Raw genomic sequence first — 15,382 nt, 5'->3', positions numbered from 1 at the left:
TAAAGCGCGGAATAGCGATCCTGCCGGTGAGGGTACACCCACATTCGACACCAATTTTTAAGGTCACCTTCGGGTGGCCTTTTTTATTGGGTAAAAATCATGACAATACTCAACCGCCTGTACGCCAGCAGCGGGCCGGAGGTGATCATTGAGACGCTGCAGATCACCATTGGTTCTGACGTCCATTATCTGTGCCAGGGCTACGAGGGTATTACGGCAACGACGGAGAACGGCGATACCGTAACGTTTACCGCCTGTGCGATAGACATTGCGCTGCCGGCGCGCAATGCGGACGGCACGCAGGACCTCAAATTTGCCTTGTGCAATATCGACGGCGTTGTGTCCACGGCGATCCGCAATGCCCTGGCTAACCGTCTGTCTGCATTTCTGACGTACCGGCGTTATATCTCCACGGATTTAGCGGCCCCTGCGGAAGTGCCGTATACGCTGAAAATCAAGTCGGGCTCCTGGACGGCGACAGAGGTGCAGATCACTGCGGGCTACATGAATATCCTCGATACCGCCTGGCCGCGATACCGCTACACGCTCCCTGTATTCCCCGGACTGCGTTATATCAGCTAAGGAATCCCAATGTTTAACCCTGATAAATACCGTTCAGTCACCTGGCTGAAGGGCGGGCGCGTATACCCGCAACTCGACTGTTTCGGCATTGTGAATGAGATACGCCGCGACCTGAATTTACCCGAATGGCCCGATTTTGCAGGGGTCACCAAAGACGGCGGGGGCCTCGACCGGGAAGCGAGAAAGCTGATGCTTTCGCTGAAACGTTGTGAACCCTGCGAAGGGGCCGGGGTGGCCTGCTATTCCGGGTCGACCGTCACCCACGTAGGGATCGTGGTCAGTATCGGTGGCCTGCTGCATGTGGCGGAATGCAACCCAGGCACGAACGTCACCTTTCTGCCCTTGCCGCGGTTTAAGCGTCGATTTGTCAAAGTGGAGTTCTGGCGATGACCATTCGTTTTTACCCGTCCCGGCTTCCCGGTGAACCACTCGAAACGCATGAGCATGGTGTAACCAGTATTCGCAGCTGGCTGGTAGCAAATGTTGAAGGCTACGAGGATCGGGATGTCCCACCGCTGACCGTTGAGGTTGGGGGGCTGTTAATTCCGCCAGGCGAGTGGGCTAAGTGTGTGATTCGCCCTGATAGTGATGTCAGGCTTTATCCGGTTCCCTTCGGGCTGGAGGCCGCCACAATCGCGTGGATCGGCGTCGGTATCTCCGTTGCCGCTGCAGCCTATTCGCTGTTTATGATGAGCACCATCGATACGGGCGGCTATACCTCATCCACAGGGCGGAGTCTCGACCTTAACCCGGCAAAGGCGAATTCCGCAAAACTCGGTGATGCCATTCGTGAGGTATTTGGCCGGGTGCGTATCTACCCTGATTATGTGGTGCAGCCGGTTACCCGGTTTGATGCCGCCGATCCTACGAAAATGCGCGTCCAGATGCTGCTGTGTCTCGGTGTCGGTGATCTGATTTATACCAATGGCGATATCCGGGTTGGCAGTACGCCAGCTTCAACGCTACCGGGATTCAGCAGCACCCATTACCCGCCAGGCGCGGACGTTTCCGGTGATGAGCGCAGCGAAAACTGGGTCAACTCCACCGAAGTGGGCGGGACGTCATCCGGCACCGGGCTGGATATGGCCCAGACGTCGCCGGACGCAGACGACATTATCGCAGACAGCATGACCGTCTCCGGATCGAGCGTGACGTTTACGGGGCTGGATACGGATGATGATGACGATAATGACGATAACGATAACGATAACGCACTGCCACCCAGCTGGGTCGCTGGCGCCGTGGTCGAACTTAAAGCCCCGGCGAACTACCAGATCACCACGGCGGCCGGATACAGCGTTATCGCAAGCCCGCTGCTGACGGAGATCTCGCCGGTAGTAGGTATGCCGGTGACGCTGGGGTTTAACTCTGTCGATTACGATCTGTTTATCGCGTCATATACCCCCGGTCAGGCTGCAGTGCCCGGCACCGGGGGGAGTGCGGCAAAAGTCCAGGCCAGTGCGCCCCCGACCACCTACGATTTTTCGACCAGCTCCAGCACGTTCACGATCACCTGGCAGGGGGTTACCTACCCGGTGTCGCTAGTGGCTAACTACGTCTCGATGTCGGGACTGCTGGCGGCCATCACCGAGGGACTCACTGGCTCCGGCCTGGTTGCGCAGGACAACGGCGGCACCGTACTGATAACCGAGTCGGCCAGTCCGTTCGCGGGTGGGGCGATCACGTCCTCTTCACTGCCTGCAGCTGTTTTCGGTGATGCCCCGGTTTACACCTCCGGCACGGCATCAACCGGCGGCAGCCCGGCGGTAACGGCGAATGTGACGCTTGCCTATAACAGCGCCACGGGAACGGCCTTTTCCGGCATGCCAGAGGGGGTGCAACGGCTTTCACTTGCTCACCGCGGGAATGAGTACCGGATTGTCTCGGCCGACGGCACAACGGCGACAGTGGCGCGCCTGGTTAATGGTGCCGTTGATGAGTCATGGCCGGGATTCACCGCCCGCACGATGATCGACTATGAGGCTTCTGGCCTTAACGACACGCTGAGCTGGCTGGGGCCGTTCCTCGTATGCCCTGAAAATGAAGTGGTGGATGCGTTCGAGGTGAATTTCTCTTTCCCGAACGGCATCTGTGGCTTTGACAGCAAAGGGAAAAAGCGGCTTCGGCATGTTGAGTGGGAGATTCAGTATCGCGTCTACGGTTCCGGATCGGGGTGGGTGAGTCACCAGGGAGAGTATGCGCTGAAAAACGTCAACGGGCTGGGATTCACTGAGCGGATCACCCTCAGCTCACCAGGGCTGGTAGAGGTTCGCTGTCGCCGGCGCAATGAGCAGGGCTCAAACAACGCCAGGGATTCGATGTACTGGCAGGCACTGCGCGGGCGACTGCTGACGCGCCCTTCATCCTATCCCGGCGTTTCGCTGATGGCAGCGACCGTTGAGATGGGCGGGAAGCTGGCGGCGCAGTCAGATAAACGCGTAAACGTTGTGGCCACTCGGGCCTATGAAACCGGAACGGCCAGAACCATTTCGGGAGCGCTGCTGCATGTCGCGAACTCTCTTGGGCTGGAAATGGATGTCGACACCATCAACGCGCTGGAATCCGCGTACTGGACGCCACGGGGCGAAAATTTCGATTTCGCCACGGGCGACAGTATCTCAGCGCTGGAAATGCTGCAGAAGATAGCCAATGCCGGGAAGTCCCGCTTCCTGTTGAGCGATGGCCTGGCGACGGTAAACAGGGAAGGGATTAAGCCCTGGACTGGCGTGATCACTCCGCATGAGATGGTGGAGGAGCTGCAGAGCGGATTTACCGTACCGTCCGACGATGATTTTGATGGTGTCGACGTGACGTACATCAACGGGACTACCTGGGCAGAGGAGACCGTTAAATGCCGGACGCCGGACAATCCCACGCCGGTGAAAATCGAGAACTACAAACTTGATGGGGTACTGACTCAGGATCACGCCTACCAGATCGGTATGCGTCGCCTGATGAAATACCTGCAGCAGCGGGTGACGTTCCAGACCACTACCGAGCTGGACGCGCTGTGCTACAACCTGGGCGATCGCATCGTGCTCACGGATGATATTCCGGGTAACAACACGATTTCCTGTCTGGTGGAGGCGATGACAACGGCGGGTGGCGTGACAACGTTCACCGTCACGGAGCCGCTGGACTGGTCGTTTGAAAAGGCACTGTTGCAAAGTTAGCGATGAGGCAGCCTTTTGTCTTATTCAAAGGCCTTACATTTCAAAAACTCTGCTTACCAGGCGCATTTCGCCCAGGGGATCACCATAATAAAATGCTGAGGCCTGGCCTTTGCGTAGTGCACGCATCACCTCAATACCTTTGATGGTGGCGTAAGCCGTCTTCATGGATTTAAATCCCAGCGTGGCGCCGATTATCCGTTTCAGTTTGCCATGATCGCATTCAATCACGTTGTTCCGGTACTTAATCTGTCGGTGTTCAACGTCAGACGGGCACCGGCCTTCGCGTTTGAGCAGAGCAAGCGCGCGACCATAGGCGGGCGCTTTATCCGTGTTGATGAATCGCGGGATCTGCCACTTCTTCACGTTGTTGAGGATTTTACCCAGAAACCGGTATGCAGCTTTGCTGTTACGACGGGAGGAGAGATAAAAATCGACAGTGCGGCCCCGGCTGTCGACGGCCCGGTACAGATACGCCCAGCGGCCATTGACCTTCACGTAGGTTTCATCCATGTGCCACGGGCAAAGATCGGAAGGGTTACGCCAGTACCAGCGCAGCCGTTTTTCCATTTCAGGCGCATAACGCTGAACCCAGCGGTAAATCGTGGAGTGATCGACATTCACTCCGCGTTCAGCCAGCATCTCCTGCAGCTCACGGTAACTGATGCCGTATTTGCAGTACCAGCGTACGGCCCACAGAATGATGTCACGCTGAAAATGCCGGCCTTTGAATGGGTTCATGTGCAGCTCCATCAGCAAAAGGGGATGATAAGTTTATCACCACCGACTATTTGCAACAGTGCCGGCGGACATCGCTAATATTCCGGTAGGCTCTACCACGTATTACCGTAGCCCTGATGACAGCGCTCTTGCGGTTGAGGTTATTAACAACGCCGGGACGCTGCAGCCTACCGGGCGGAAAATGCCGTCACAGAAAACCGTTGATGATTTACTTAAGCATGTTGAAACCACAAACCTAATTTTCCAGCTCGTTGACATCCTCGGGTATCGCCAGTTTTATGCCCTGACATCAGGTGAATTCGGGACTGCAAAAACGATTATTAAACCAGATGGCATTGAACTGGAGGGCTATTCTCTGACCGTATCTGATGACAATGGAATATATATCGAAAATATTCTCGGTCAACGCGTCGTATTAGTTGATGAATATGGGACTGTGGCACCAAGGAGTTTGCGCGCTGCGCGAGATGGTTCGTTCGGCACAGATGCGGCAATGGTATCAGGCAATGGCCTTAATTTTAACTCAGGTGGCTCTCGAATTGATATTACAGGTCCTGAGTTTTTAAAGGTCTCTGATTTTCTTGGCCGGTCTAAAACAATTATTGATGCGAGCGGGAATCTGGTCGGCGGCGGTAGCGGTGGTGGTATAACGCTGCAGGACAGAATTAACATTCTGAACGCGGAAAACCTGAACTATTACAGTAAAGTTCGCAGTCGGTATAACGCTGACATAGAGCGACTGGTGTTCACTCTGTCGATGATCATCTGGTACGGGCAGTCTCTTTCCACCAACCAGGAAGGTTACCCTGCGCTCAGCAAAACGCCGTACAGCAATCTGGGCAATCTGATGCTGGGAAACTCACCTCGACCAAATACCCGGACAGGGGCAGGATTCACCCCGGTGGGGTCAGCCATCCTCAACCCGCTAAAGGCCGTCGTTCAGTCAGGTGACGGGTCTTATGTGATGAGCGATGCCGATGTTGCTGCACTGCCTGCCGGGTCGGGTAATGAGGGTGAAGGGGCCGTTGCTGCGGTTAACATGCTGCGCACGCTGTTTCTTCGTCAGGTAGCATTGCTAACCGACCCTTCTCGCCTGCTTGTTCTGGCAAGTTGTGGAGTCAACGGTAGGACCGTTGAGGCGCTGTCCAGGGGGGCCGATCCGGAGCTGTATAATCGCATTCGTGAAGCTGTGTCTAAAATAAAGGCCATCGCGGATGGCGAAAGCAAGACATTCGGCATCGGTGCTTTCTGTTTCCTGCAGGGAGAGTGGAATTACAACCCTGGGTACGGCGGGGACTATACGCGGGAGGGCTATAAAGCGAAGGTGCGTCAACTTTATAGCGATGTGATTGCCGATTTTTGCGCAGGACAGAGACCGCCTGCGATGTTCACCTATCAGACTGGCGGCACTTACACCATTGATACCTATGAGCTGGCGATCGGCATGGCGCAGCTGGATATGGCAACGGAGGGTGGGAACATCTATGGCGTCTGCCCATCGTATCCATTCCCCAATAAGGATAGCGGGCACCTGACCAGTAATGGTTATCGCTGGATGGACATGTTTTTCGGCAAGGTCATGTTCAGGGTTCTGGTTCTTGGTGAGGGATGGGAGCCGTTACACTGCACAGGCGTTGAAGTTCAGGATGATTATGCACTCCTTAACTATGCAGTTCCGTATCCGCCACTGCAGTGGGGGACACCATATGATGGGCGAACAGCTAAAACGTATGCTGATAAAGGGTATCGGGCGACTGATGCAAATGGAGCGCTGGACGTTACTGCTGCAGAGATTGTCGCCGACACTGTGGTAAAACTGACATTCTCCAGACGTGTCTCCGGGACAATCAAAATCTGGTACGCAGATAAAACATCACATAACGGGAATGGCTGCCTCAAGGACAGCGATCCATTCCTGGCAACTGAAAATTACGTGTATACCGCAGGCAGCGGCCAATATGCGGACGAAAATATTCCTGAACTTGTAGACAAACCATACCCGCTGGAAAACTGGGCATGGGCACAAATTATCGAGACAACTGTATAGCGGAGCGAATAAATATGGGTATTACTCTTTTCACTAATAATGCGTTTTCGTCTGTTTCAGACCCTGACGAATATTCGCCAGGTTTTGATACAACATCTCTCCGCCGGGCTGAAATATTTACTTATACAGGGATTGGTAAAAACCTTATGCCGGGGGAAGGCGGACCCACTGTAGTTGGCACCCCGACGTTTATCACCGACTCGCCCTTTGTTCAGTTCTCAAATAACGCGAATGTGGCACATTTGAACCTGGGAATTAATGATGCCGCCCAACAAACCTGGTTTTTGCTCTTTGATCCGAATAATGACTCGACGCAACGAATTATCGCAGGAAGCTTTTCGGGAACAGCTGCATCTACACCTCCTGGTGTATCTGTGATTGTAGATGAAGCTGGTGCGCTAGCCGCCATGCAGGGTATCCACTACACGGACAATGACACTTACGGAACCGCGCGCGCAACTCTGAGCGCATTTAATAAAACAAAGCCGATGCTTCTTTGTCTTACCCTTGACGGCCAGACCACCAGGCTGACCGACATGACCAACAATGTTTCAGCGTCCCTCACCCTGGCAGCAGGTCGTGAGCGAGCCCCGGCCCCCCTTCGTATCGGTAAGGGCGGAGTTACATACTGGGGATCAACCTCTGCAAACAGCCGACTTGGGGCTTATATGGTTTTCGATCGCGTATTATCTGATGCTGAGAAAATTACTGTTCATGACTATTTACTCCGTTGCATACAGGCGAAGTATCCATCATTGATTTTCTAAGCGGTGACGGCTGTCAGTAGTATGACAGCCGTCTTACTACATTAACGTTAACCTATTGCGATAATCCCCCCAAGACGACTGACCAGTGCGTTACGCATCTGTAATTTCTGCTCACTCGTTAAAAGCGCTCCAGACCAGATGCCTGATGCGGCAATTTCAATATCGGCATTTCCTGACGTGTCCGCAGATTCGTACGTTCTGGCAATGCGGATGGTTTTATCTGGGACTGCGCGAGTAGTTAAACCTACACCGGGCCCGGCAATGAGACCACCTTCCTTGCAAGCAAAAATTTGTGTTTTATACAGAGCGAAATCCGCAAATACGACATAAAATTTTCCGTCGTAAATTTCTGCGTTGACGAGATCCTGAACGAATCCACTACTGGCTCCGGCAATTGAACTAATGCGATTAGTTGTTGAATCAAAAATTAACGTGTCCCCGATTGGCGACCCAGAGCCGGTGTATGTCCCAATCCCCTTCGATTTGCCTGTCCCCGCTGTTGATGGCTTACATAGCAACATCAGCGTTTTTGTCACGCTATCAGATACGCCAGTGTCATACCCACCCCCCATTGAATTACCGATAAACGAATTAGCATTAATTATCGGTGTATTAATGACGGACGGCGTGGAACCAAGTACCGGTGTAGGCCCACCTGAACCGTACAGAGTTATTGTTGCAATTGACGGCAGCGGGTAAATACTCCCGATCACATTACGTGAATCCCAGACTGCACCAGCAATATTAAATCCCAATCCTGCCATGACACCCTCTCAAATCTCAATTTCAAACATTGTGCAATAATTATCCATCCGGCGATTTAATCCGTCTGGGTCGAAAATAATCGTATCCCCCTGGGAGTCCCTGAGGCAGCCGCGAGGACCCTGAGTACGATCTGGCTTTTGACCATGGGTCCCGCCAATAAACGCATAACGTAGTTTTGCACCATCTGTAACATCCGATGCCGCCACAACAGAAACAGTGTCAAATCTGACTGAGACAGATGTTATCGCAATCTCAGCGCCATCACTGTCAACTATGCTGAAGCCGAAGTTTCCCGGATCGGACACAAACGACGTATCTAAAACCAGTTTTCCCACTGGGTTGAATTTGATGTTTATTACCCGACCCTGCCGAATATGGGATATCGGCCAGAGCGGTTCAAATGGAATGCCGTCAAATATTGTTCTCTTAATTGCAATACCCATATACGCCCCGAATTCTTTGTATCCTGGTCCTGTCAGGTGCGCATCATCGTAATAATCGAAAATATACATCGGGCATACCATCACTGTGTCATCTCTGGTTTTCGCAAGTTCGAGTAATGCCATCGGGATAGTTGGGTATGCATTGTTCGGTGCCCTGTTAATCCATGAACTAAATTGATACGTAAACCACGGCAATTCCCTTTTTTCACCCATGACTTCAGATGCATACTCATTAATTTTAGAAACCATCCTGTCATAATAATCAATATATGCATCTTTAGTTGTCCCGTTACTTTGATCTGTTTCTCCCTGAATCCACATAACAGCCTCGGGAGAGTATGTTTTCCCTGATGACTGAGACAACGCCAGCCCGTAAGATATGTCGTTGCGCACTCTTGGCATATAAATGCCAGCCGTATTGCTTAACTGCCCTATTGTTTTCCCTCCCTGCCCAGGGGCGGAACCAAGAATTGCCATGTCACTGAGAGAAAACCCATGATTTTCCTGAACCGTCAGGTCATATATCATTTTGATACAGCCTGCGACTGGCGTCTCATAACCAGTGCCATTTCCTGTGTCCTGTATTGTCTCAGTGTAAGGCAGAAAACTCGCGTGTGTGATTGCAGGGTCTTCTCCGCCATCCTGAGCGCGTACACCGCCATTAAACTTCACTGCGTTATACAGTTCATCAATTGTTTGGACTGGAGTGCCATTTACCCCAGTTGACAACGACTGGCCAAAACTAAGTATGTGGATTATGTCAGACAAGAACTTAAATTTCAGGGTTTTACTTTCACCATTATTAAAAACTGACGGCGATTTTATTTCCCCAGTAATAATTGACGTTGACGTTACATCGCCGAGTGATGTATCTCCCGATACAGACAGTGAATTCAGTTCTGTATTCCCAGCAGCAAGAGTGCCATCGTCTTTTATTGCAAAACATAATTGCTGATAGATATCTGCCAGAGACAACTTGAAGCCCTGCACCCCACCGAGCGAAAAATAGCTCCCATCTGGTAAATTAAGGTTCACGCCAGCAGTCAAATTCTGAATTGTCGCGCCACCGGCCAGAAGGCGCCCCGTAGAATCGATAGCGACACAAATATTGTAAAGCGCATCGTGAAATTCAACTGCAAAAGCACTGTCCATAGTTGGTCGATCGCCTTCCGCAGATATAAGGGTTGATACAATCGTATTGAGTCTCGCAATAGATGATGTAATCTGATTCGTTTCAACGGCTCCGGCAGCGAGAGTCCCATCGTCTTTTATTGCGACACTGAAATTACCAGTATCATCATTAAACGTTAAAGAAAATCCAGCAGGCGCATATTTTGAAAATAGCGAGTTAATTATTTGAACAATCGAAGTTAGATTGTCAATATCACCCTGTGAAGGCATTTTCCGCCCGGTAGGCTGCAGCGTCCCGCCAACGTTCATCACCTCAACCGCAAGAGCGCTGTCATCAGGGCTACGGTAATACGTCGTAGAGCCCTCCGGGATATTCACGATGTCCGCCTGGGCAGCCGCCAGCGTCGCGTACTGCTTACTGAGCGGGATCAGGTTCTGCCTGATCTCATCGTTTTTCGCCATCATTCCGCGCCAGGTATCCAGCTCAACGCCAGCGCGATCTGGTTCAGTCAGCTCGGGCCCATTGACCAGCTTATCCAGACGCTCGGCGTTATCGAGCAACACAGCGGGAGACGTGCTCCCCAGCTCCGGGTTAAAGGCCATGTTTTTTTGCTCCAAAAAGAGGCTTCGCCCAAACGAGGGTTTGAGCGAAAAGAGTTAATTAGGGGAATTTTTGGTATTACGCGACGTCGCCGGGGTATGTAGCGTCGTCGTAGGCATAGAACGATTCGAGGTATTCTTTAGCGGTGACCTGGCATGTTCCGTCAGACTGCGGGGCGATCTCCTCTACAATGGCGTCGTAGACGTGGCGCGTTGAGCCGCAGAAAACCAGGCGGATCGGCTCGATGGTTGCCGACGACAGGTCAACCTTCATCGGGTCATCAAACTCGCTCAGGTGCGGGACTGACAGCTGAAAATCGCCCACCCTGCTCGCCACCATCAGCCCGGATGCAGAGCCATCCTGATAGCGGATCAGCGCGCGGGGGTTTTCAAAGGCACTGTTGCAAATAGTCGGTGGTGATAAACTTATCATCCCCTTTTGCTGATGGAGCTGCACATGAACCCATTCAAAGGCCGGCATTTTCAGCGTGACATCATTCGGTGGGCCGTACGCTGGTACTGCAAATACGGCATCAGTTACCGTGAGCTGCAGGAGATGCTGGCTGAACGCGGAGTGAATGTCGATCACTCCACGATTTACCGCTGGGTTCAGCGTTATGCGCCTGAAATGGAAAAACGGCTGCGCTGGTACTGGCGTAACCCTTCCGATCTTTGCCCGTGGCACATGGATGAAACCTACGTGAAGGTCAATGGCCGCTGGGCGTATCTGTACCGGGCCGTCGACAGCCGGGGCCGCACTGTCGATTTTTATCTCTCCTCCCGTCGTAACAGCAAAGCTGCATACCGGTTTCTGGGTAAAATCCTCAACAACGTGAAGAAGTGGCAGATCCCGCGATTCATCAACACGGATAAAGCGCCCGCCTATGGTCGCGCGCTTGCTCTGCTCAAACGCGAAGGCCGGTGCCCGTCTGACGTTGAACACCGACAGATTAAGTACCGGAACAACGTGATTGAATGCGATCATGGCAAACTGAAACGGATAATCGGCGCCACGCTGGGATTTAAATCCATGAAGACGGCTTACGCCACCATCAAAGGTATTGAGGTGATGCGTGCACTACGCAAAGGCCAGGCCTCAGCATTTTATTATGGTGATCCCCTGGGCGAAATGCGCCTGGTAAGCAGAGTTTTTGAAATGTAAGGCCTTTGAATAAGACAAAAGGCTGCCTCATCGCTAACTTTGCAACAGTGCCCTCAAAGGTGACTGGTTTCCCCCTCTGTGTTCCTGATTGATAGTTAAAACCTCTATTGATCAGATTAGCGAATAAAACTACTGTATATAAAAACAGTGTGCGCCGGGAGACCGGTTAGAGATCAAGGGGTGAAAGTCCCCGACCATTGAAGGACCAGCAATCCACAAGGTCCCCGAGTCATGCGTTGCATACCGCGAGGTATGGGGCGAAGCGTTGACAGGGGTGTTGACAGGCCAGCCATTGAGCCACGAAATGTATATTAAATTACCGGGTGCCGACGTTGTACTGTTAACGGAAGGCAACATCATAGGGTGCGATACTGCGAGTGCCACATGGACCCGGCGGGGTCTGAGACCCTGGCATGTCAATACGATCTCTACGCGGGAACCGGGAGATCTCCCCTCTGACCATCTGCCAGTGTCGGAGATGGCCCGCACCGGGAAGACGAGGAGTCATAGCCGGTGATGTACGGAGAGGAGAAGTCGGACTCGCTCATAGTAGCGGCGAAGCAGGCGAACAACCCGAAAGGAGCGGAGTCAGTGGAGCGAAGGAGCGGGGCCAAGGGGAACGCGGAACAGCCACACATGCGCCGGACACAGAGCCGGGAAAGCATGTCACAGAGGCTGTCACGCGTGCGGGAAGCTGCGAAGCAGCGGAAGAAAGAACGGTTTACAGCATTGTTCCACCTGCTGACAGTCGAAGCACTGGAAGCCGCATTCCTCTCCCTGAGCAGGAAAGCGGCCGCCGGAGTGGATGGCATCAGGTGGATGGACTACGCCGGAAACATGAAGAACAACATAACAGATCTGCACCGGAGGCTACATCAGGGCAGCTACAGGGCGCAGCCCGGCAGGCGTCACTACATCCCAAAAGCGGATGGAAAACAACGCCCGCTCGGCATCGCCTCGCTGGAGGACAAGATCGTCCAGTATGCGCTGGTGAAAATCCTGAACGCAGTCTATGAAAACGACTTTATGGGGTTCTCATACGGGTTCAGACCCGGGCGAAGCCAGCACGATGCACTGGACGCACTGGCCACAGGGCTGGTACGCACTAACGTAAACTGGGTACTGGATGCCGACATCAGTCAGTTCTTCGACAGGGTGAGCCACGAATGGCTGATCAGGTTCACAGAGCATCGGATCGGCGACCGGAGGGTAATCAGGCTCATACGTAAGTGGCTCACAGCCGGGACGTCGGAGGAGGGTCAATGGCGAGCAACGGAGGAAGGCACCCCACAGGGTGCGGTCATCTCACCGCTGCTGGCAAACATATACCTCCACTACGTCTTCGATCTGTGGGCGCATCAGTGGCGACGTCGCTATGCCACAGGCAATGTGGTAATGGTCAGATACGCCGATGACATCGTCATCGGGTTCGACAAACGATACGATGCCCGGCGCTTCCGTATAGCCATGCAGCGCAGACTGAGGGAGTTCGGACTCACGGTTCACCCGGAGAAAACCCGTCTGATGGAGTTCGGCCGCTTCGCTGCCGAAAACCGTGCCATCAGGGGAAAAGGCAAACCAGAAACGTTCAACTTCCTCGGGTTCACGCACATCAGCGGGAAAGATCGCAACGGCAGGTTCATGCTGATACGAAAGACCCGCCGGGATCGGATGACGGCAACTCTGAAAGCCATCAAAGACGGTCTGCGAAGGCGCTGGCATTACTCAATCCCCGAACAGGGAAAATGGCTCAGGAGAGTGGTTCAGGGATACCTGAACTATCACTCGGTACCGGGCAACTTCCCCACCATGCAGAAGTTCAGGACACACGTAACAAACCTCTGGCGCCGGGCGCTCAGGCGCAGGAGCCAGAAGGATGATACGACCTGGACGAAAGCAAACAAACTGGCAGCCGCATGGCTACCAAGGGTTCGGGTTCTTCATCCATGGCCTGTGGAGCGGTTCACCGCCAGACACCCGAGGCAGGAGCCCGGTGCGTAAATCGCGCACGCCGGGATCTGTGCGGGGGGTATCCGGTAACGGGTATCCCTACCGCGACATTTTGTGAGCGAGTTTATTATGCTGTTCTACACGCCCGTTGAGTTACGCCAGATCATGCTGCTCCCGTTGTTCAGTGACCTTGTGCAGTGCGGCTTTCCCAGTCCAGCACAGGATTACGTTGAGCAACGCATAGACCTGAATGAGTTACTAATCAATCACCCCAGTGCGACGTATTTTGTCAAAGCCGCCGGCGACAGCATGAAAGACGCCGGCATAGGGGAAGGGGATCTTCTGGTTGTGGATAGCTCAAGGACAGCAGTTCATGGCGACATCGTTATTGCTGCTATTGATGGGGAATTTACCGTTAAGAAGCTGCAGCTACATCCGCGGGTTCAGCTTAACCCAATGAACCCTGCATATTCGCCAATTGTCGTCGGTAGTGAGGATACTCTCGACGTGTTCGGGGTGGTTACGTACATCATTAAATCAGCTGGCTAAGATGTTTGCGCTTTGTGATGTGAACTCATTTTACGCATCCTGCGAAACTGTTTTCCGTCCTGACCTGAAGGGGCGGCCGGTGGTCGTTCTGTCAAACAATGACGGCTGTGTGATCGCCCGTTCGCAAGAGGCGAAGCCCTTCGTCAAAATGGGCGAGCCTTATTTCAAGCAAAAGGACATGTTTCGCCGGCACGGTATTATCGCGTTTAGTAGCAACTATGAGCTTTATGCCGATATGTCCAACCGGGTGATGACAACGCTGGAGGAACTCTCCCCACGGTGCGAAATTTACAGCATTGATGAGGCTTTTTGCGATCTTACTGGTGTTCGTAACTGTCGCGATCTTACCGATTTTGGCAGAGAAATTCGCGAGACGGTTCTGCGCAGGACGCACCTCACGGTCGGCGTCGGCATAGCCCAGACTAAAACCCTGGCAAAGCTGGCCAATCACGCTGCGAAACAGTGGCAGCGACAGACCGGAGGAGTGGTGGATCTGTCTAATCTGGAAAGACAGAGGAAGTTGATGGCTTTGCTGCCGGTGGATGAGGTCTGGGGAGTCGGGCGCCGCATCAGTAAAAAACTGGAGGCTATGGGCATTAAAACAGTGCTTCAACTGGCTGATACCGATATCCGTTTTATCCGGAAACACTTCAACGTTGTGTTGGAGCGAACCGTGCGGGAGCTGCGTGGCGAACCATGCCTCGGACTGGAGGAGTTCGCACCAGTAAAGCAGGAAATCGTGTGCAGCCGTTCGTTCGGCGGCCGTATCACTGAATACCATGAGATGAGGCAGGCAATCTGCAGCTACGCCTCACGTGCAGCGGAGAAACTCCGTGGCGAGCATCAGTATTGCCGATGTATCTCCGCATTTATCAAAACGAGTCCTTTCGCGCTGAACGAGCCGTATTACGGGAACAGTGCATCAGTAAAGCTTCTTACACCGACCCAGGATAGCCGGGACATCATCACCGCGGCGACAAAATGTCTCGATGTAATCTGGCGAGACGGGCATCGTTACCAGAAAGCAGGAGTAATGCTGGGAGATTTCTACAGCCAGGGCATAGCGCAGCTCAACCTCTTCGATGATAACGCGCCACGGAAGAACAGCGAGAAATTGATGGAAGTACTCGATCAACTCAACGCGAAGGATGGAAAGGGGACGCTGTATTTTGCAGGTCAGGGGTTCCAGACCGCCTGGCAGATGAAACGAGAAATGCTCTCCCCGCGCTATACTACGAGGTTCTGTGACCTGCTCAAAGTCAGGTGACCCAGCCTTAACATTAAGTGGTGGTATTGCTACAAGAGTCCACTTAGAGCGAGGAGCAGAAGTTCGTAGTTGAGTCACAATGAATCTTGCTAACAATACCGTGCGTCAATCAACTGGGAACAGGTCACTAATAATCGTCGCTGAAAAAAAAGCTTGATATGGTGGTTGTTTCGTGTTGAATATAGCAGAATAGACTTTTTTATTTTTT

Annotated in this window: 11 protein-coding genes and 2 pseudogenes; 9 read left to right on the top strand and 4 right to left on the bottom strand. The window is 53.0% G+C overall.

The genetic code is table 11. The features are described from left to right. The first annotated feature begins 99 nt into the window (after positions 1-99). The 3 genes and pseudogenes from KB890_RS03580 to KB890_RS03570 all read left to right on the top strand — a co-directional run. Entirely contained in the window at positions 100-582 is a 483-nt protein-coding gene (locus KB890_RS03580; protein WP_022631470.1) for a DUF1833 family protein, read from the top strand. Between the two features lie 9 nt (positions 583-591). After that, positions 592-972, top strand: coding sequence for a hypothetical protein (locus tag KB890_RS03575; protein ID WP_022631469.1), 381 nt, complete (start codon positions 592-594; stop codon positions 970-972). Next, positions 969-3,734: pseudogene (locus KB890_RS03570) on the top strand (host specificity factor TipJ family phage tail protein); the annotation flags it as partial. The gene KB890_RS03575 and the pseudogene KB890_RS03570, both read left to right, overlap by 4 nt. Positions 3,735-3,788: 54 nt before the next feature. Here the strand turns inward: KB890_RS03570 and KB890_RS03565 are convergent. Beyond that, entirely contained in the window at positions 3,789-4,493 is a 705-nt protein-coding gene (locus KB890_RS03565; protein WP_001067855.1) for an IS6-like element IS26 family transposase, read from the bottom strand. Positions 4,494-4,674: 181 nt separating this feature from the next. Between KB890_RS03565 and KB890_RS03560 the strand changes: the two genes are divergently transcribed. Then, positions 4,675-6,540, top strand: coding sequence for a hypothetical protein (locus KB890_RS03560; protein WP_227647514.1), 1,866 nt, complete (start codon positions 4,675-4,677; stop codon positions 6,538-6,540). Positions 6,541-6,554: 14 nt separating this feature from the next. Then, positions 6,555-7,307, top strand: a complete 753-nt coding sequence (locus tag KB890_RS03555) for a hypothetical protein (RefSeq protein WP_223336175.1) — start codon at positions 6,555-6,557, stop codon at positions 7,305-7,307. Between the two features lie 47 nt (positions 7,308-7,354). Here the strand turns inward: KB890_RS03555 and KB890_RS03550 are convergent, their stop codons facing one another. From KB890_RS03550 to KB890_RS03540, 3 genes and pseudogenes are all read right to left on the bottom strand, one after another. Continuing rightward, complete coding sequence (locus tag KB890_RS03550) at positions 7,355-8,071, bottom strand: hypothetical protein (RefSeq protein WP_125482810.1); 717 nt, start codon at positions 8,069-8,071, stop codon at positions 7,355-7,357. A gap of 9 nt (positions 8,072-8,080) precedes the next feature. Further along, on the bottom strand, positions 8,081-10,249 hold the full coding sequence (locus tag KB890_RS27510; protein ID WP_022631467.1) for a hypothetical protein: 2,169 nt from the start codon (positions 10,247-10,249) through the stop codon (positions 8,081-8,083). 76 nt (positions 10,250-10,325) lie between these two features. Beyond that, positions 10,326-10,643: pseudogene (locus tag KB890_RS03540) on the bottom strand (phage tail protein); the annotation flags it as partial. Positions 10,644-10,703: 60 nt separating this feature from the next. Between KB890_RS03540 and KB890_RS03535 the strand changes: the two are divergent. The 4 genes from KB890_RS03535 (at position 10,704) to KB890_RS03520 (ending at position 15,174) form a co-directional block, all read left to right on the top strand. Continuing rightward, entirely contained in the window at positions 10,704-11,408 is a 705-nt protein-coding gene (locus tag KB890_RS03535; RefSeq protein WP_004217321.1) for an IS6-like element IS26 family transposase, read from the top strand. Between the two features lie 513 nt (positions 11,409-11,921). Continuing rightward, positions 11,922-13,409 (top strand): group II intron reverse transcriptase/maturase, encoded by a 1,488-nt coding sequence (ltrA, locus tag KB890_RS03530; RefSeq protein WP_004178082.1) that lies wholly within the window; start codon positions 11,922-11,924, stop codon positions 13,407-13,409. Positions 13,410-13,487: 78 nt separating this feature from the next. Next, entirely contained in the window at positions 13,488-13,907 is a 420-nt protein-coding gene (locus tag KB890_RS03525; protein ID WP_022631461.1) for a translesion error-prone DNA polymerase V autoproteolytic subunit, read from the top strand. Position 13,908: 1 nt separating this feature from the next. Next, positions 13,909-15,174, top strand: a complete 1,266-nt coding sequence (locus tag KB890_RS03520; RefSeq protein ID WP_022631460.1) for a Y-family DNA polymerase — start codon at positions 13,909-13,911, stop codon at positions 15,172-15,174. Positions 15,175-15,382: the final 208 nt, after the last annotated feature.

This window comes from Klebsiella sp. P1954, assembly GCF_018199955.1.
Classification (GTDB): domain Bacteria; phylum Pseudomonadota; class Gammaproteobacteria; order Enterobacterales; family Enterobacteriaceae; genus Klebsiella; species Klebsiella pneumoniae.
Note: the sequence above shows the minus strand (reverse complement) of the source record. Positions and strands in the feature narration are given on the sequence as shown.